Origin of the sequence: Microcoleus sp. B9-D4, from assembly GCF_036705105.1 — a bacterium.
GTDB lineage: Bacteria > Cyanobacteriota > Cyanobacteriia > Cyanobacteriales > Microcoleaceae > Microcoleus.
On sequence record NZ_JAUBTS010000029.1, the window covers coordinates 1 to 18,527 of the forward strand.

General features: G+C 46.1%; 13 protein-coding genes. 7 read left to right on the plus strand and 6 right to left on the minus strand.

What is annotated here, in order from left to right; genetic code table 11:
• Positions 1-44 precede the first annotated feature (44 nt).
• The 7 genes from QUB24_RS18125 (at position 45) to QUB24_RS18155 (ending at position 10,407) form a co-directional block, all read left to right on the plus strand.
• Positions 45-221, plus strand: coding sequence for a transposase (locus QUB24_RS18125; RefSeq protein WP_445300418.1), 177 nt, complete (start codon positions 45-47; stop codon positions 219-221).
• 693 nt (positions 222-914) lie between these two features.
• Complete coding sequence (locus tag QUB24_RS18130) at positions 915-2,105, plus strand: glycosyltransferase (RefSeq protein WP_333154571.1); 1,191 nt, start codon at positions 915-917, stop codon at positions 2,103-2,105.
• Positions 2,106-2,179: 74 nt separating this feature from the next.
• A complete protein-coding gene (locus QUB24_RS18135) occupies positions 2,180-3,490 on the plus strand; it encodes a glycosyltransferase family 2 protein (protein ID WP_333154572.1) in 1,311 nt (436 codons plus the stop codon).
• Positions 3,491-3,745: 255 nt separating this feature from the next.
• Positions 3,746-4,996 carry a glycosyltransferase gene (locus tag QUB24_RS18140; RefSeq protein ID WP_333154573.1) on the plus strand — a complete coding sequence of 417 codons (1,251 nt, stop codon included), beginning with the start codon at positions 3,746-3,748 and terminating at the stop codon, positions 4,994-4,996.
• Entirely contained in the window at positions 4,993-5,784 is a 792-nt protein-coding gene (locus QUB24_RS18145; RefSeq protein WP_333154574.1) for an ABC transporter permease, read from the plus strand. The genes QUB24_RS18140 and QUB24_RS18145 overlap by 4 nt, the downstream gene beginning before the upstream one ends.
• A complete protein-coding gene (locus QUB24_RS18150) occupies positions 5,785-7,857 on the plus strand; it encodes a Wzt carbohydrate-binding domain-containing protein (RefSeq protein ID WP_333154575.1) in 2,073 nt (690 codons plus the stop codon).
• A 132-nt stretch (positions 7,858-7,989) separates the two neighbouring features.
• Positions 7,990-10,407 (plus strand): sulfotransferase, encoded by a 2,418-nt coding sequence (locus QUB24_RS18155; protein ID WP_333154576.1) that lies wholly within the window; start codon positions 7,990-7,992, stop codon positions 10,405-10,407.
• Between the two features lie 197 nt (positions 10,408-10,604).
• On the opposite strand, the gene QUB24_RS18160 is transcribed toward QUB24_RS18155, so the two are convergent.
• The 6 genes from QUB24_RS18160 to QUB24_RS18185 all read right to left on the minus strand — a co-directional run bounded on the left by QUB24_RS18160 (position 10,605) and on the right by QUB24_RS18185 (position 18,338).
• Positions 10,605-11,828 (minus strand): NAD(P)/FAD-dependent oxidoreductase, encoded by a 1,224-nt coding sequence (locus QUB24_RS18160; protein ID WP_333154577.1) that lies wholly within the window; start codon positions 11,826-11,828, stop codon positions 10,605-10,607.
• A gap of 7 nt (positions 11,829-11,835) precedes the next feature.
• Positions 11,836-12,204, minus strand: coding sequence for an aspartyl protease (locus QUB24_RS18165; RefSeq protein WP_333154578.1), 369 nt, complete (start codon positions 12,202-12,204; stop codon positions 11,836-11,838).
• Positions 12,201-12,518: a hypothetical protein gene (locus QUB24_RS18170; RefSeq protein ID WP_333154579.1), complete on the minus strand. Its 318-nt coding sequence runs from the start codon at positions 12,516-12,518 to the stop codon at positions 12,201-12,203. Before QUB24_RS18170 ends, QUB24_RS18165 begins: the two co-directional genes overlap by 4 nt.
• A gap of 87 nt (positions 12,519-12,605) precedes the next feature.
• Positions 12,606-13,304, minus strand: a complete 699-nt coding sequence (locus QUB24_RS18175) for a hypothetical protein (protein WP_333154580.1) — start codon at positions 13,302-13,304, stop codon at positions 12,606-12,608.
• 190 nt (positions 13,305-13,494) lie between these two features.
• Complete coding sequence (gene dxs, locus QUB24_RS18180; RefSeq protein ID WP_333154581.1) at positions 13,495-15,402, minus strand: 1-deoxy-D-xylulose-5-phosphate synthase; 1,908 nt, start codon at positions 15,400-15,402, stop codon at positions 13,495-13,497.
• 794 nt (positions 15,403-16,196) lie between these two features.
• The gene (locus QUB24_RS18185) at positions 16,197-18,338 is read right to left on the minus strand and encodes a protein phosphatase 2C domain-containing protein (RefSeq protein WP_333154582.1); all 2,142 of its coding nucleotides are present in this window, start codon (positions 18,336-18,338) and stop codon (positions 16,197-16,199) included.
• Positions 18,339-18,527 lie beyond the last annotated feature (189 nt).

Below are 18,527 nucleotides of genomic sequence, written 5' to 3' on the forward strand. Positions count from 1 at the left end.
ATCTTATCTTCTCTGTTTGACCCTCACGAGTGAGTGTCAGTAACATGATACCTCATCTTTCGCTCGAAAGGCTATATAAAAATATCGTAAACACGATTAAAATGTGGTTTGGGGAGGTAGTAGGACATTTTGAACAAAGAACAAACAACGGAATGGTTGAAGGTATTAATAATAAATTAAAACTGTTAAAACGCAGTGTATTTGATTTGAGAAAGTTTTAAAATTTTTAAATGCGAGCTTTGCTGTTTTGGCATTTTCCTAAAGATTTAGCATACTAAGTACGGAAGAACCACAAAGGGCTGGGGATGGTTATAATAATTACTACTGGGGAAAGTTTTAATGGCGAGAGTGTTTAAGTGTTTAATTGGGAGCATCTCACTTGGGCAGCCCAGCTATAAATTGGAGTTTTGAGGCAGGAGGCAGGAGGCAGAACGAAAGAGAAAGAAGGAAGGAGCCAGAAGAAGTGTTTTTACAAGTATGAGATGTTCTCGTTTAATTGTTGGGTATGTTTTCGATAATAGTATACGATCGCAATTAAAGCTGAAATGAGGAGCGATCGCACAAACCGGGTTTTATCAAAAAATCGGGTTTTAGAGGTGGCATTAATGGGGAGACTGGGGATGGCGCAGACGGCCAATAACGCCTGCAATTGACACGGGCATCGAGGTGCGAAGGTTTTCGATAAAAAATATTATGTAGGAAAAAAACTTGACATCAGCGGGTCATCGAAAGTAAAAATAAATAATAGCCATAACAAAATGAGGCTTTATGTTTGATTCGCGATCGCGAATCTCGGCAAGTATGGCATTGAGAAGTTGCTATCCCCTAAAACAATTTCTGCTAAAATACATCCGGTAATATACGGAGTATCTAGGATTTTTTCCCAATCTAAAATCTCAAATCTCAAATCTAAAATGGCAACAGCTATTCTTGAGCTGGAAATCTCCAAACTCCCCCCAGAAATTACGGTTGAGGAGCGTTACAGTAAAGCCTTGATTTTAATTCGACTGCACGGAAAACCGATCGGTCAAGCTCTTTTGCCCGTAGTCGGAGGCCACCTTGGCGGTGACGAATTACGGGAAACACTGATGAATGCTGCTGGTGACAACTTGTGGAAAAACTGGCTCTACGACACTCTAGAATGGGATGAGCGGGGGTCGGTGGAGGCATTGCCGATCGCCACAGTAGCAGTTTGCACGCGCGATCGCCCGGAAGATTTGCGGCGCACTCTTGACGCGCTGATGCAGCTCCCAGACGAGGGTCAGGAATACTTAGTAATTGACAATTGTCCCAGCACGGACGCTACCAAGGAATTGGTAAAAAATTACCCACAAGTCCGCTATGTGCGCGAAGACGTACCAGGCTCCAGCGCTGCCCGTAACCGAGCTTTACGCGAAGCTAAACACGAATTCGTAGCGTTTACAGATGACGATGCTGCCCCCGATCCGAACTGGCTGCGATCGCTCTTGTGGAATTTTAGCGATCCGCGAGTTATGTGCGTCACGGGGCTGGTGATGCCCTTGGAACTGGAAACCGAAGCGCAAGAATGGTTTGAGTGGTACAGCCCGCACGGGCGGGGATTTGAGCGCCGAGTTTTTGATGGGGCGCAGTGCAATCCTCTGATTGTGCATCTTGTGGGAGTTTCGGCGAGTATGGCTTTGCGGAAAAGTTCGATCGACTACATTGGCCTGTTTGACGAAGCTTTGGGGGCGGGAACACCCACGGTGGGTGGCGAAGACTGTGAACTCTTTGCCCGCATTTTGCGCGCGGGCTACTGCATTGTCTACGAGCCGAGAGCATTGAGCTGGCACCGCCATCGGCGCACTTGGGAAGAATTGCGAAAAACGCTCCAAGGCTACGGCATCGGAGTCTATGCTTTCTGGACGCGGCTGTTTGTAATCAACAGAGAATTCAGTGTGCCTCTATTAGCTTGGGGATGGCTGCGGTATAAGCAAATTCCTGAATTAATTGCTTCTTGGCGAAAGCAACCGGATGCGGTTCCGAGGGATTTGCTGTGGGCTCAATTCCGGGGCTGCATTAGCGGGCCGATGGCTTATTTTGCTTCTCGGAAGTTGTTACAAAAAATTAAGGGGAGCAATGAATAGGGATTTTTAGATTATTTTTAACGCCAGATGAAGGGAGATGAAATGCAGATGAAGTTAATTGTTGTAATGTAAATATGGAAAATCTAACAGTTAGCATAATTATTCCTAGCCACAACCGAAGTTCTTCGCTGCGGCGCGCTCTTGATGCTTTGCACTCGCAGACTTATCCGATCGACCTGATGGAAGTTATTGTAGTGGCAGATAGCTGCATTGACGATACTTTGGCAATGCTACAAGACTACAAAGCTCCGTTTAAACTGCAGGCGATCGAGGTAAATTGCCGGAGTGCTGCCATCGCCCGCAATACGGGAGCGGCTTCGGCTACCGGGAAATTGCTGCTGTTTCTCGACGACGATATCGAAGCGCTGCCACCTTTGGTGGAAAGCCATGCGCGGGTTCACTCTTTGCGTCCGGGAGCGGCTGTCATGGGCCCCTATCCGCCTAAGTTGCATGGAGGAACTAGGTTTTTTGACGTGGAAGTGCGCTCGTGGTGGGAAGAGAAGTTTTATCAGATGAGCCAACCTGGTCACCGATTTACTTATCAAGATTTGCTCAGCGGCAACCTTTCTTTGGATGCAGAACTGTTTGCTCGTCTCGATGGCTTTGATTCGGCTTTCGGGAACTGTGGCGGAGAAGATTACGAGTTTGGGGTGCGTTTGCTGAAAGCTGGTGTACCTTTTGCTGTAGCGGGGGAGGCTGTGGGCTATCATTACGAACACGAAACTAATAATCTCGATCGCTCTTTCCGCCGCTCTCGTCAGGAAGGGCGATCTGATGTTTTGATCGGCCGCCGACACCCGGAACTCAGACCGACGCTGCAAATAAAAGACTACGAAACTCCTTATTTTTTGGTAGACAAGATTGTGGTGGCGATCGCGTTTTTATGGCCGGCGGTTGTCGATGGGCTGGCTGTAGGAGTCAGGAAATCTCTGGATTTGCTGGAAAGCTTGGGGATGCGGGGAACTTGGCGGTGGTTGCGGGCAAAATTGCGCGGTTATTGGTATTTGCGGGGTGTAATTGATGAGCTAAAAAGTCGTTCTGCTATTTCTAGTTTTATGCAAGGGGGCCCGGCCCGTGCTGATTTGGGCGGACATGAAATTAACATTGATTTGCAGCAAGGTTGGGAAGCGGCAGAAAGTCTGCTGGACGCGGAACGACCTGCTGGGGTTTACCTGTATTACGACCAACTAGCAGTCGGCCATATTTTTCCGCAAGCAGGCGCGGAACCGCTGCGAGGCGCTCACTTGCGATCGATTCTGGCGCTTCACTTTGCTCAACCGCTGGCGGGGGCGATCGCGGTTAACGGTATGCCCCGCACTGCTGAAACGCTTGAAGAAAAACCTTTAGTTGCTTTTGAAAGTTACGAGTTAGCAATTAATAACTAAGTAGGTAGGTGCAAATAAACATTACATGATTCGGGCAGATGAGTGCCTTCACCTTATGGCTTATATCTCGTTATCCTTAGCTAAACCAGCCCGTAGAAGATATTTTTTTCGTGCAGATATACTGAATTCGGGGAAGTTAAACCAAAAACTCAAACCTCAAAAGTTGGAAATTGGGAAATTGCAACCCCCAACTTAAAAGCCAAAACTCAAAATTTTTCGATCGAGTTACCGTTGCAAAATTTTACGGAGCAAGTTATGGCAATAAAAGTGATGGAAATTGAGTTTACCGAACAGATTAATCCGATTCGGCAACTCGAACAATACGAAGCAGTTCGCATTTTAGTTCGCTACCGGGGACGGCCTCTGGGCTGGGCTTCTGTTAGTAACAATCCCTGGGAGCAAACAATTTCCGCTGAGAGAGTGCGGCAAACAATTGTGGATCAGTTAGGAAAAGAGTTGGTGCGATCGACTTTAGGAGAGCAGTTCGGCGCTGTTTCTGAAGCAGTGGCGGATCGGCACCTGCCGTCAATTAGCGTTGTCATCTGCACGCGCGATCGCACAGATTTGCTCAAAGGCGCTCTGGAAGCTCTGCTCGCCCTCGACTATCCGCACCGCGAAATTATCGTTATAGACAACGCTCCTGCAAACAGCAGCACGGCTGAATTCGTCGCGCGATTACCGGTACGCTACGTCAAGGAAGAACGGCCAGGATTGGACTGGGCGCGCAATCGCGGGATCGCGGAAGCGCGGCATGAGATTATTGCTTTTACTGACGACGACGTGTGGCCCGATCGGGGTTGGCTGCGGGGTATTGCTGCGGCGTTTGCTGACCCGGAAATTATGGCAGTTAGCGGTTTAGTCGCGCCGGCGGAACTAGAAACAGAGGCTCAAATTCAATTTGAACTCCGCTACGGGGGAATGCTGCAATACCTCGACAGTTTTAAATTTGATGGTAGCAAGCTCTCGACGCGGGAGTTGCTGTGGGCGAGCAAATACGGCGTGGGGGCGAATATGGCTTTCCGGCGGCAAGTTTTCGAGGCTGTGGGCAATTTTGACGTTGCTCTCGATGTGGGTACTGCGACTTGCGGTGCTGGGGATATTGAGATGTTTCATCGGATTCTGGCGAAGGGATACTCGACTTTTTATGAGCCGAGAGCTTTGGTGTGGCATCGGCACAGACGCAGCGCCGAGGCTTTGAGCCGGCAGTTACAGGACAACGGGCGCAGCTTTGGGGCTTATTTACTCACGTGCGATCGCAACCGCACTGTGCCGCGCTGGGAAATTTGGAAATTTGCTATGTTTCAGTGGCTTGGTTGGTGGCTGGTGCGCCGCTTGGGGGTTCCGGGTTTGCTGCCGCGCAAGTTGGTAGTCAGAGAGTTGCTGGGAGCTCTCGACAGTCCTTTTGCTTACAGAAAAGCGCAGTTGCAGGCGCAGAAGTTAGCTGAGATTGAGCCGGAAGAGCAGCTACAGTCGGAACCTGAGCAAGTCGCCGGAGGTGTGCGATGAGAAGTGTTCCAAGGGTGGGTTACAGGCGCAAAATCGCTCATTTCTTCGATTTGCTGCGGGTGTTGGTCGATCGCGATATAAAATTACTTTACAAGCGATCGACTTTGGGGATTGCTTGGACTTTAATCAATCCGCTGTTGCAGTTAGCTGTATTTTCATTTGTATTTCGTTCTGTTGTACCGATTAACGTTCCGCAATTTTCTTCCTTTGCTTTCAGCGGTTTGTTAATCTGGAGTTGGTCTCAAACCGCATTATTTCAAGCAACGGGATTAATTACCAACAATAAAGCGCTAATCAGACAGCCTAATTTTCCCACGGCAATTTTACCGGTAGTCACGACCATGACGGGGCTAATTCACTTTATGTTAGCTTTGCCGGTGTTAATTATCTTTCTGGCAATTGATGGTGTTCAGCCGAGTTTAGTGCTGTTTGTGTTGCCACTGCTGATGGTTATTCAGTTTATTTTGACAGTCAGTTTGGCTTATCCCCTCGCCGCATTGAATGTCACTTTTCGCGATACTCAGTACACTTTGGGTGTACTTTTGCAGATGCTGTTTTACTTGACTCCGATTTTCTACGACATCAGCAGCGTCCCGAAACAATTTCAGCCTTTTTATCAGTTAAATCCTATGGTGCCACTACTTGGAGCTTACCGCGCCATACTGCTCAAAGGTATGCAGCCGGATTGGCTGGCGCTGTTAATTGTTAGCTTGGTTGTGGCTGCTCTTTTGCCGATCGGACTGGGAATTTTTAGACGGCAAAGCAATACTTTTGTGGAGGAATTGTAAATGCGTCAAGCTATTGTTGTCAAGGGTTTGGGGAAACGTTTCAACCGCTATTCTGCCGATCGACCTTATACGATTATGCAGGCCGCTTTGGCGGGTTTTCGGCAGATGAAACCGCAGGCGCGTTTTTGGGCACTGCGGGATATCAATTTCACTGTTTCTCCAGGGGAGATGCTGGGAATTCTCGGCAAGAATGGCGCGGGAAAATCGACGCTGCTGCAACTTGTTGGCGGTATCGGCCAGGCTCAAGAAGGAACTATTGAAGTTAATGGCAGAATTGGCGGTTTGTTGGATTTGGGTGCGGGTTTTCACTCGGATTTAACGGGCAGAGAAAATGTGTTTGTGGGTGCGGTGGTGGCCGGTTTGACTCGTCGGGAAGCGGCGCGCCGATTTGATGATATTGTTGAATTTGCGGAATTGCAACAGTTTATTGATAGTCCGATGCGGACTTACAGTACAGGGATGCAAATGCGGCTGGCTTTTTCGGTGGCGGTGCACACCGATCCAGAAGTGCTGTTAGTTGATGAACATTTGTCGGTTGGTGATGTGGCTTTTCAAAATAAATGTTTGAACAGAATCACCGAGTTTAAGAATCAAGGCTGTGCGATTGTTTTGATTTCTCACAACGCGGCGCAAATTCATAAACTGTGCGATCGGGCTTTGTGGCTGAAATCAGGTGAAATCGTGGCTTACGGGGAACCAGAAGTGGTAGTCGGTCAGTATTTGTCGGAAATGCGCCCACCAACCGAAAAACGCACTCCCATGCGTCCTCCTGAAGTGACGAGTATGGATTCACAACTGCGAATTAATGACAATCGCTTCGGTTCTTTAGAAGTAGAAATTACGGATGTCAAAGTCTTGCCGGATGATGAGATAAACAGTGGCGATTCTATTACTGTGGAAATTAATTATTCTGTACAAAAAGCAATTTTGTCCGCTATTTTTGGCGTGACAATCAGCCGGGAAGACGGTCAAAGTTGTTTTGAGACTAATACTAATCAAATGGGCCGATTGCTGCCGCTGGCGGAAGGTAAAGGCACAATCCGCCTGCACGTAGATAGGCTGGATTTAGGCAACGGTCAGTATTACGTGAATGCTGGGGTTTACGAGAAGAGTTGGGCTTACGCCTATGATTATCATTGGCACATTTATCCGCTGTACGTGCGATCGACTGTAAGCCAAAAAACGATTCTTTGTCCGCCCTACCGCTGGGAATTTGAGGACAAAATGCAGGTTGCGGATTTACCCGAACCAGCCGAGAAAGTTCACCCATTGAATAAGGATAATCCCGCCTATGCCAAAATTTCGGATCAGTTGAAAAATAAGCAGGAACCAGATTTTTTAATTATTGGCGCTCAAAAGTGTGGCACGGAACCTCTATCCGGCTATCTCGCAAATCACTTGCAAATTCTCAAAGAAGGTTCCCGCGAAATTCACTTTTTTGATTTGAATTTTGAGCGGGGCGTTGATTGGTACAGCAAGCAGTTGACTCGCAGTGTGGCGGGTGAAAAGGTGTTGCTGTGGGAGATGACTGCTTACTATATTTATCATCCATTGGTTGCCGAGCGGGTTTACAAGTGCTTCCCGGATGTTAAGCTAATTGTAATGCTGCGAAACCCGGTAAAACGAGCTTGGCTGCAGTATCATTTAGAAGTGGCGATCGGCTGCGAAAAGCTGGATTTTGAAAAGGCGATCGCTTCCGAGCCCGATCGCCTAAAAGGTGAAATTGAAAAGCTCAAAGCTGATCCAAGTTATTACAGTTTCAACCACCAACATTATTCTTATTTGTCGCGAGGAATTTATGTTGAACAAATCAGGAATTGGCTCGATTATTTTCCGAGGGAACAGTTGCTAATTCTCAAAAGCGAAGATTTTGAGGCAAATACCGACAAAGTTGTTTCCGAAGTGTTAGATTTCTTGGATATTAGAGCGTTCGCAAGTAAAGAATATGAGATTAATGCGATCGAGGAATACAGCCAAATACCAGCAGCAATAGAACAACAATTGACAGATTATTTCAAACCTTACAATCAAGAACTTTCTGACTTGTTAAAACAGGATTTTACTTGGAGTTAGGAAAAGAGTTTTTAACCGCAGAGATGGCACAGAGGAACATGAATCCTACCTCTTTATTCTCTCCCTCTGTGCCCTCTGCGCTCTCTGCGGTTAAAAATAATCTCATTCACAAACAACTTATAAAGTATAAAAATGAAACGAATATTTCTCGTAGGATCTCCTCGCAGTGGCACAACAATTCTTCAAAGCTTATTAGCCGCTCATCCCGAAGTTATTTCTTTTCCCGAATCTAAGTTTTTTCACTATTTGCTATACGATCAGTTTGCGGGAAAGTTGCCCGGTAGAATGGAAGCTTTTTTTAAGGATGAGATTAAACGTCCTGAACTTTTGAAAGATTTTGATGACAGCCAAAGTGTGGAAGCTAAAGCTAGTTGGTTTGTGAGAGTTTTGGATGGTTTGGCTGCTGAACAAAAAAACAGCGTTTGGTTGGAAAAAACGCCGGAACACATATATTTTATTGATGACATAGAGCGCTTTTTGCCGAATGCGAAATTCATACATATTTTGCGAAACGGTATGGATACAATAGCTTCTATGTATGAGGCTACTAGGAGTTTTAACGAATTGTGGGGCGCTGGTTGGGATTTAAACCACTGTATCAATCGCTGGGAACACGCGATGTTAACTAGCAACAAATATATTAATAAATATAATCATATATTAGTTAAATATGAGGAGCTTTTAGATAACAAAACACAAATTTTAGCAAAAATTTGTCATTTTATGGGCATTGAATATGACGGCACAATGCTCGTTAATTATCAAGAAAAAGCCGCAAAGCTAAGTTTAAATCTACCTTGGCACAAAGGAATTGAGAGAGATGTCAAAAGTAGTAACGTTCACAAATATCATAAAATTTTCACTCGAAAGGAAATCAGATATATTTTAGATAAAATTCAGCGAGTCCAAGGTGAAATTGCCTGGAAAGTTACGGTGGAAGTGAGCGAACCAATTTCGGATATTTACGCTTGGCAAATATGCGATCGCCTGTGCTGTACGATCAAACTAGAAGGAATTCAACTCGGTATTATTGAATTGCCGATTTGCGATGGCATGGTTGTGGCTTCGGTGTTGGCGGATGCGGTTGCAGCCCAGTTTGCTTGGCCAATTCTCGATCGCTTCTTTCGACGCAATCGCTGCGAAAAAGGCAATAAATTGTGGGAAACTTTGCTGGAACCATTGCACCGTAAACATGACTGGAGGCTATTTCTGCAAGAATTATGGGGGCGTCCGCATTGGCATTTGCAGGATTTCTACAAGCCAGAAATAGCAGAGGAAGTCCCCACAATTACCCTCGAAAAAGATTTGATTGTCTTAGAAATTAGCGAGGAATTTGCTAATATAAAAGTTGACCTTTCTGAAATAGACGTGCTGGTGAAAGTAGGCGGCGTTGCTGTCGGTATTGTCACTGTTGCGGTGGAAAATAATTTGGTTTCGGCTCAAAAATTGCGATCGACAATTACTCGAAATATGGGTTTTGAGTTGTGCGTCGCCGTCGTGCGAGAAGCTTTGCTGGGAAAACCACTCAACGGCAAGCAAGGGCTACGATCGCGCTTAGCCTCTTGTGCTCAACAAAGGTCTAATTTGCCCGACAGTTTGAATGCACCGGGTGCTGGGGGCATTTACCCCCAAAATGCGGTGATGTTCGGCAGGCGATCGGGTGCGATCGGGACAAGTGTCAGCCGCCGGGCCGCACTCCCGGCGGCGGCGCTGCCGGAAATCGAGTCAGCCGCGGCAATCGCGGGGGAACCGACAATGCAAATTCCCCAAGAAAACGAGTTTCCAAAGCAAGTATTTTACGCACCGGAAATCATTGGCTCAAAATCTTCTTATCGGGAAGTTTCTCACTCGGTGAAACCTCAAGTTTTGGACAATCATAGCGTTACAAAAAAAGTCCCGATTCTCTCCTACCGCCGCATTTCTCCTGACGGTTTAGACGCAGTTACTCCCCAGATTTTTGAACAACAGTTACACAATCTCAAAAATCTCGGTTATTACAGTGCGAGTTGGGAGAATTGGCGAAGCGCGAAACTGGCTAAAACTCCTTTACCCGGTAAAGCTGTATTGATGACATTTGACGGCGGCTATCTCGACTTTTTCCAATATGCTTGGCCTCTGCTAAAACGCTTTGATTTTACAGCAACTGTTTTTCTCGTAGCGGAGTCAATAGGAAAGACAAATAGTTGGGAAAAAGCCGAATTTGAAGAAGTGCAGTTAATGGGATGGCCGGAAATTTTGCAACTGCGGGATGCAGGGATTGAATTCGGTTCTATGTCTGCTACTCATCAACCTTTGACTGCATTGTCGCCGACAGAAATTGTGCGGGAGGCAGCCAAATCCCGTGCTATCTTGGAACGGGGATTAGAGAAACCTGTTAAATGTTTTGCCTATCCTTACGGCGATGTCGATCCAATTGTAGCGCATTTAATTGGAGCGAGTGGATATACTTTTGGTGTATCATATCACTTAAATTTTAGCATTTTTGACGATTCTTTATTGTCGCTGCCTCGCATTCAAGTCACCGCAGAAAATGCCTTAAAATTAGCTTAGAAATGAGAATTAAATAACTTAGAATGCGTGATGTTTCTTGTGGAATGGGCGTCCCGCCCGTCCAGAAAGGGCGGGCTATAAGCCCAACCCCTACTCCCCACTTTCAAGAGTGTAAATTATTTAATTCGTGATCCTTAGTAATGTGCGTCAATCCGCGACATTTTTGACTCAACTAAAAATCAATCAACGGACGCACCTTACAAGTGAAATTTATTAATCAATGCCTTGATTTTTCTCTGCAGATAACCGCCTAACCCTCTAGAAATCTTCTCAAACTTATAATAAAATAAAATCTCCATAACATCTTCAGTTTTCATATACTTTAAATAAGAAATCATTTTATCGGTTAGTTCATCATTAACATCATCGATATACTTTCTCACCGCCAAACTTTCCGAAATATTCCATTTCTGAGCAAACTTGCGGTGCATTTCCGTCTCGTAATCCCGAAAATCTGAGATTTTCCCCTCCAAATACCTTTGAATATATTTCCCGGCGATTTGGGCACCATCCATCCCGTGTCTAATCCCTTCGCCACCCAAAAAATTTACTGTCGAAACACTATCGCCGATCGCAATTACATTATTTTCTTTCCAATAAATATCCTTCAAGCCGCGACTGTACTTCAGCGTCGAACCGTGTTTGTCAATAATTTTATAATTTTTAGACTTCAGATATTCATCAATCAGTAAATCAATATATTTTTTCAGCGGTGACAAATGTCTCACCGTTTTCGGATCTAAAAAAATGCGACCCGCACCAACTTTCAGCCTGTTTGGTTCCATTGGGAATATCCAGGAATAACCCTTTGGCATCCATTTATCGCCCAAAAAGAAGATTAAATCACCGCTGTATTTATTGTAAACTTCTGGCTCTACTTCAATTAAATATTCAATTCCAGTTCCCGACAAAAAATCCGGCTTATCATTCTCTTTTTCGTACATAATCGCCCTAGCAAAGCCAGTAGCATCAACCAATACTTTAGTGCTAAATTTGATAATTTGACCGTCGGATAACTGTTTGAATTGTACTATTGTTTCGCCGTTTTCTTGTGAGTGTCGAATGTAGCGATAACCCAACAAAACTTCACCGCCAAATCGCTCAACTTCGCGGGCTAAAAATTCTCTAAACTTAGCAAAGTTGAGAACAACTCCCAAGCTTTCGGGAGACTCCCAAGTTTGACTGACTTTGCTAGTTTCAATAGTAAGTTTGTGCCAAAAACTGCCGATAACGGATTCAGGTAAATCGAATTTAGAGAGGGTTTCTAGAGGTGTAGCGGCGCTAGAAAAGTCATTTTTATTAAAATTGTCGTTTTGCTCGGCCAGCAAGACTTTGTTGCCGGATTGGGCTAGGATTCTCGCGCAGTGACCGCCAGCAGGGCCTGCTCCTACTATTACTATGTCAAAACTTTTTAAATTCATTTTGCTTTTAACTCGCTTCCAATGTCAAAACACCCGCAGACATATCAACTACTAACCGCCGAGTTTTCAGCCACTGGCGGCCGATTAAAATTTCCGGTACTCCCGCACCTACGTGAACAGGAATGTCAAATTCTTGACCCTCAATACGCACTTTTCCTGCATAAAGATCGAAATTAAATTCTCCCTTAGCTGTTCGCATTTTTTCTTGTTTGACATATGTCCAATCAAGTCCGTCTAAATCTTGATCGTTCATAGCTAACCAGCCAGAAAAACCTGTATCTAGCAGGGCATCAACAGGTAATTCTAAGCCGTTATCAGTAATCAATGAAATTTCAAAAAATAGCTCATCCTCATCACCCAATGTTCCTTGAATCATATCGTGCCACAAACTCCGGTTTCATTGATCCGAAAAACGTGCAATTTAGCTTTCGGGTATTTCTCATGGGCTATGTTTGCAACTAGCATATCATCCTTGTCGATAAAATATTCCCCGCTGTCGGGTTCAACTGCCATGTACCAGTTGTAGTGGGTTTTAATCAATTCTGGTTTGAGGCGATCGAAAATAGGTTTGCAGCGCTGATAAAATGCTTCTCTTTCAGCATACCATTGGGCTATTTCTTCTGAAGAACGTGTACGTTTTGGGTGTAATCTTTTTCGGGATACTGTGCGAGTTCGGTTGAGATAAGTCATTGTTGATTCTCCTTTATGTCAGATGGTACTATATTGTCTGGCGTCAAAAACTATGACAAATGACTGAAAGCATTGATTCATAGTTGGCTAAATTTTTCCTTGAAGCTGATTGGATTCAAACAACAGTCGCTTGACTTCTTCCTCAGTTAAACTATCTCTGTTCAACCGATTAACATAGTCAGCTACATAGGCAGCGGTTACATAACTGCTGAAAAAAATTACTTTCTTGTTAGCACCCCCCGAAATGGGTTCATCAGAATTTTTACCGACTGTAAAAACACAATTTTCTTCGGGATTACCGTAAGTATTTTTGGGAGCTTCTTGTGATTCGTACCAAAAAACTTTGTACTTTTTGGAAACTGGGGGCTTTACAACCAAAACGTTAATATTGGAAGGCAAATCATCATCCAAGATCGTTTTGCCTTGCGACAGCCAATCCATAAGCGCTTTTTTATCGCCCGACACTTCATAAACAGCATCGTCATCAGAATAATCACCGTAAGTCCCAATCAAACTGCTAATGAAATTGCTAGTAATTTGATCGTTGCTTTGCAGATGAAAATATTTAAGCTTAGATAAAATATCTTGGCAATAAACAAGTATTTTCCATGCGTCAAGGATGCTTGCGTGAGCTGATATAAGTCTGCGTTCTACGCTTCCCTTTCTTCCAATTCCAAGGTAGACAGCATGAGCATCGCTGGAAGTATAAGCAGCGATAAAACATCCAATATTAAGGCTGTTACCGTAATTTGAATCGAATCTTTTTCGGCGGTTAGCTTCTCCCATAAAATCCTCCTCTTCGATCGATGGCTATCAACTAATGACCTTAACTATATAGTAGGACTAATGAGTTTTTCAGTCCTCTTGAGAGGACTTTAGCTTTGAGGCAGGGGTTTAAACCCCTGCCGGACTTCGGGAAATAGGGTGTTTGTTGACACCAATGGTGGGGCAGCACCCACCCTACAATTCTAGCTATTTACACGCTAACGGGTGACTGTTTGCGGCTGAATGTTGCTAAGATACGATCGCACATTTGCGACGGAGTTAATCCTAAACTTGCAAATGATTGCTCTGGCGTTGCATGATCTACTAATGTATCCGGTACGCCCAGCCGGATCAGCGGCACCAGGATATTATTGTCGAGCAAAGATTCAGCTACTGCTGAACCAAAGCCTCCCATCAAACAGCCTTCTTCCATTGTGACAACTTTGCCGATTCGCTGTGCTAAAGGCAAGATTAATTCGGTGTCCAAAGGCTTGACAAAACGCGCATTGATGACAGTTGCTTCAATACCGTGTTCGCTCAGAATCTGGGCGGTTTGCATTGCCGGATAAACCATTGAACCGTAACCCAATATCAGCACATCGTCGCCGTTGCGGAGAATTTCGGCTTTGCCGATCGGCAACTCTTCCCAACCTTCCTCCATCAAAGGCACGCCGTAACCGTTGCCGCGCGGGTAACGCATGGTGATCGGGCCACTTGTGTGGTTGATTCCTGTGACTACCATCCGCTGCAATTCTGCCTCATCTTTTGGTGCCATAACTACCATATTTGGCAGGCACCGCAAGAAGGCAATGTCGTACATTCCTTGGTGAGTTGGCCCGTCAGCCCCGACAATGCCGGCGCGATCCAAACAGAAGAAAACTGGCAAATTTTGGATACAAACATCGTGAATTATTTGGTCGTATCCCCGCTGCACAAATGTCGAGTAAATTGCCACAACCGGGCGCATTCCTTCGCAGGCTAAACCAGCGGATAAAGTCACGGCGTGCTGTTCGGCAATCCCGACATCAATGTACTGTTTAGGCAGTTTTTCATGAAGTTTATCCAGACCTGTTCCGGTTGCCATCGCAGCGGTAATGCCGACAATTTTGGGATTATCTTCTGCTAGCTTGACTAGGGCGTGGGCAAAGACTTTCGAGTAAGCTGGAGGCTTGGGTTTAGTGGAGGGAATGCCTTTGCCTGTGGCTAAGTTAAAAGGATTTTGGGCATGATATCCTACTTGGTCTTTTTCGGCGATCGCATATCCTTTGCCTTTTACCGTCACCACATGAACCAACACCGGCCCTTGAATAGTATGAGCTTGTTTGAAAGTGGCAATTAACTCTTCCAAATTGTGTCCATCTACCGGGCCCATGTAAGTAAAGCCCAATTCTTCAATTACTGCTCCAACTTTCGAGACGGCCAAGCGTTTCATCCCTTCTTTGAGGCGTTCCATTTCAGGAGTAAAAGTTTCGCCGACAAAGGGAATGTGTTTGAATTGTTCCTCTAAGTTATCTTTGAGAAACTGCACCGGTGGCGACAATCGCATCTTGTTCAAATAGCGGGTAATTGCGCCGACGTTGGGCGAGATTGACATCTCGTTGTCGTTGAGCACAACTAACAAATTGGTTTTCGGCATATGGCCCGCGTGGTTAATCGCTTCGAGTGCCATGCCACCAGTCAAGGCGCCGTCGCCGATGACTGCTACAGTTTTAAAGTTTTCCCCCTTGAGATCGCGCGCCATCGCCATTCCTAACGCTGCGGAAATGCTTGTGGAAGCGTGGCCTGCGCCGAAGTGGTCAAATTTGCTCTCGCAGCGCTTGAGATAGCCTGCAACGCCGTCTTTTTGGCGTAGCGTGTGGAATTGGTTGTAGCGGCCGGTGATTAATTTGTGAGGATAAGCTTGGTGGCCGACATCCCAGGTAACTTTGTCGCGATCGAGGTCGAGTGTTTGGTAGAGTGCTAAGGTCAGTTCGACTACACCCAATCCTGGGCCGAGGTGGCCGCCGCTAGCGGCTACAGTTTCTAAATGCTTTTCTCGAATTTGTCGGGCAATTTGTTCGAGTTGATGAATCGAGAGGCCGTGTAATTGGTTTGGGTGAGTCAGTTCGCTGAGATGCATATTTTAAAATCTTGCTCCTGTGAATCAGGACGAATCCTTAACAGATATAGGTTGTGCCTGCAACGTTGGGTACGCGCAAACGTTAGAATAGTTTAACGGTTATTTGAGAAAAACTGTTAGGCGTAAGATTTTTGTTAGTTTTGGCCTGGTAATTATAGTTAATAAATTGTGCGCCGTCAATCGATTTTAGATTTTAGATTTTAGATTTTAGATTTTAGAGGCGACCCCACGGATAAATGCTCTTTCTTGAGGATTTTCGATTTTCGATTTTGGATTGATTCCACGGATAAATCAGGTGGCGGATACCACCTTTGAAATTCGTGGTCAATATAAAAAAGCTTATGTTGTTATACCATTTATCTAAAGATGTGCTATGGATGAAGTCTTAGCCCCCCCGCGGGAGGGGGGGTTGGGGGGGTAATATCTAGCGCTACTTTATGAAATTGGTATTAGTTCCTAATCGCTAATTGTTAGCTGCATGGAGATTCTTAAGCATTTTTAACTACTTTTTGTAGTGATGGCTGACTTTTTAGCCATCTTGTTTCTACCAGCGGACTATGATACAAAACCATTAACTGTGATGGGAGCATCTCATATTTGTAAAAACACTTCTTCTGGCTCCTTCCTTCTGCCTTTTTCCTTCTGCCTCAAATTAATTCAATAGACCTCTTGCAAAAATAATTAGGACGGGCTCTGGGGCCCATCAATTGAGAAAAAATAACTCTTGTGGGATGGGCCCCAGAGCCCGTCCCATCAATTGAGGAAAAGAATTTTTGCAAGAGGTCTAATCTCCCTTACTCCGCTGATGGCAAAGGAGTTTCCGCTTCTTCGGGCGGCGGAATTTCTGCAGGAGTCGATTCGGGAGACGGCGAGGGACTCTCGCTATCGGGCGACGGAATTTCTGCAGGAGTCGATTCGGGAGACGGCGAGGGACTCTCGCTATCGGGCGAGGGAGTCTCCGAAGGACTTGGGGCGGGAGTTTCCGGCGGTGGCGGAAGTTGTTCGGGTTGGGGCTGGGGGCTTTGGAGGCTTTGCACCCACAAACCTAAACCGCCGCCTGCTAATATCAGCCCCAACACCCCCAGTAGAGGCAGTGGCAGCTTGGAGCGCTGTTTTTGAACGGGTTCCGGGGCGGGGGAAGTTTCGGGGTACAACAACTGTTTGGACGATTCTGAAAGCGGAGATTCTGGAATCCTCCCGGACTTCTGGAGGGACGCAGCGACGAGGGAAGGCGGCAGCGACACCGAGGCTGACACTGGCGCTGACGCCGGCGCTGAGGCCACCGCCGGATCAAACAGTACCAATCTCTCCGGCGACATCCGACAGTGAGTCGCCACCACGGAGGTGTTGTCATAACCGTTTTTCTCGTTGGCGAGACGAATCCAAGACTGAACTGCGGCTTCCAAAGACATTTTGCCCTCAAGCACCTCTGGGCTATAATTCTCCCAAGATTTCTCTACCCAGTCGTTGTCGCTCAAACCGTCGGAACACAGCAGCAGTAAGCCTTCTTCTTCGATAATAAATCGCTGAATCGTCGGGCGCAGGAAATCGGCATCCCGCGTGCCCAAAGCTTGAGTCAGGGCTCCTGCATCCGATCGCAGTTGAGTCTCCCAGTATAAACTGTGTCCTAGCTGGACTTCCCTTGAGGCTACGTCGTCGTCCACAGTCAGCCGGTGACAGTAATTTTTGCCAATCCAATAAGCGCGGCTGTCTCCAACATTGACTAAATAAAGTTCGTGGCTGTTATTCGAGGGCAAATCCTCGGAAATTTTCACTTTTTGAGGCAACTGGAGGGCCATCACCAAAGTCGTCCCCATCCGTTGCCGCAACTCTTTTCCCTGCTCATTATTTTGAGCAGAAATCACATTATTCACAACTCTGACTATTTCTTCGAGTTGCTTGATCACCATTGTTGGCGTCATCAACTCTTCTTGTTGAGCAATTTCTGAGAGCAAATTTTGGATTAAAGCTTTCAGGGACTGCACGGCTAATTGACTGGCAACTTCTCCTCCTTCGTGGCCTCCAACCCCGTCGCAAACCATTGTTAAGTAAGGAATTAATTTCTCGCCCCCTGAAGTTTTGCTAAATTGAAAATCAGCAGCAACCGGATAGCAACTGTCTTCATTTTGGGAGCGCTGCGGCCCGGTATCGGTCATGCCGACTACTTCTAAGTGCAGAGGCAATTTAGCGGCTTGTTCTAATAATAAATCGTTTAGTTCCAGGGCGATCGCGTCGAAATTCATGCTGCTGCGGCGCATAAACTGACAAATCTCTCCGAGTTTTGACTGCACCTCGGGCCCGGCTGATTCCACCAAACCTGACCACACATCTCCCAAATCCCGCAGCGTCGGTACAAAATTGCCCCGGTGCAGTTCCAGCAGGCGTACCCGCCAACCTTCCACCCGCAAATTTTCCGGTACCAGCAAACTCGAAGCGACTCCCTGTTCCGATAGCGGCGCCCACAGTTGGAGCATTTGCCACAGCCAGTATACTTGGCGCGCGCCGGTTGTCCCAGACCAAGCTTCTAAAATAGAAGGATACAGGCGACCAAAATTATTGATGGGCACATTTTCCAACAACAGCACTTCTGTCGCTTCGGGTGCTTCCCCCAGGGAACAATAACCGTATACTTCCGGCGTATGCAGCCGTTGGGGATACAAATGCAGGTAAGGCATAATGGTATCCGGCAGGTGTTCCGGGACGCTCGGAGGCAAAGCTGGACGGCTGTCGAGCCAGATTTGCGGTGCAATGACAAAGTATCGATCGGCTATTACCTTACCCGCCGACACTTCCTCGGCTGCTTGCCCCACCACCCACACATAGCGATAAATTAAATCCGTTTCGCACGCTGCACAGTGCTGGCGGCCAAAGGTATTGCGGGGATCGGCACAGCTAAGATTCGGGCAATAAATGGGTTCGGAGAAACTGCTGATCATATCGAAATAGTTTGTGTAAAAACATTCTGAAGATATTTGATTCGCCAGCCCAAATTCATGAGCTTGAGAATAAACTGATTTTAGCCCCTATCAATTTCTTAACTGCCTTTGGGCCCCTAGAAATTGTAGTTTCTGCCAGTCTGCACCGGCTTAAATTGTAATTTAAGTTACTTAACTCAGACTTGGAGT

Excerpts from the sequence above, each read along its gene's own strand:
- QUB24_RS18125 (WP_445300418.1), top strand. The coding sequence starts at position 45 with ATGATACCTCATCTTTCGCTCGAAAGGCTATATAAAAATATCGTAAAC.
- QUB24_RS18130 (WP_333154571.1), top strand. The coding sequence starts at position 915 with ATGGCAACAGCTATTCTTGAGCTGGAAATCTCCAAACTCCCCCCAGAA.
- QUB24_RS18135 (WP_333154572.1), top strand. The coding sequence starts at position 2,180 with ATGGAAAATCTAACAGTTAGCATAATTATTCCTAGCCACAACCGAAGT.
- QUB24_RS18140 (WP_333154573.1), top strand. The coding sequence starts at position 3,746 with ATGGCAATAAAAGTGATGGAAATTGAGTTTACCGAACAGATTAATCCG.
- QUB24_RS18145 (WP_333154574.1), top strand. The coding sequence starts at position 4,993 with ATGAGAAGTGTTCCAAGGGTGGGTTACAGGCGCAAAATCGCTCATTTC.
- QUB24_RS18150 (WP_333154575.1), top strand. The coding sequence starts at position 5,785 with ATGCGTCAAGCTATTGTTGTCAAGGGTTTGGGGAAACGTTTCAACCGC.
- QUB24_RS18155 (WP_333154576.1), top strand. The coding sequence starts at position 7,990 with ATGAAACGAATATTTCTCGTAGGATCTCCTCGCAGTGGCACAACAATT.
- QUB24_RS18160 (WP_333154577.1), bottom strand. The coding sequence starts at position 11,828 with ATGAATTTAAAAAGTTTTGACATAGTAATAGTAGGAGCAGGCCCTGCT.
- QUB24_RS18165 (WP_333154578.1), bottom strand. The coding sequence starts at position 12,204 with ATGATTCAAGGAACATTGGGTGATGAGGATGAGCTATTTTTTGAAATT.
- QUB24_RS18170 (WP_333154579.1), bottom strand. The coding sequence starts at position 12,518 with ATGACTTATCTCAACCGAACTCGCACAGTATCCCGAAAAAGATTACAC.
- QUB24_RS18175 (WP_333154580.1), bottom strand. The coding sequence starts at position 13,304 with ATGGGAGAAGCTAACCGCCGAAAAAGATTCGATTCAAATTACGGTAAC.
- dxs (WP_333154581.1), bottom strand. The coding sequence starts at position 15,402 with ATGCATCTCAGCGAACTGACTCACCCAAACCAATTACACGGCCTCTCG.
- QUB24_RS18185 (WP_333154582.1), bottom strand. The coding sequence starts at position 18,338 with ATGATCAGCAGTTTCTCCGAACCCATTTATTGCCCGAATCTTAGCTGT.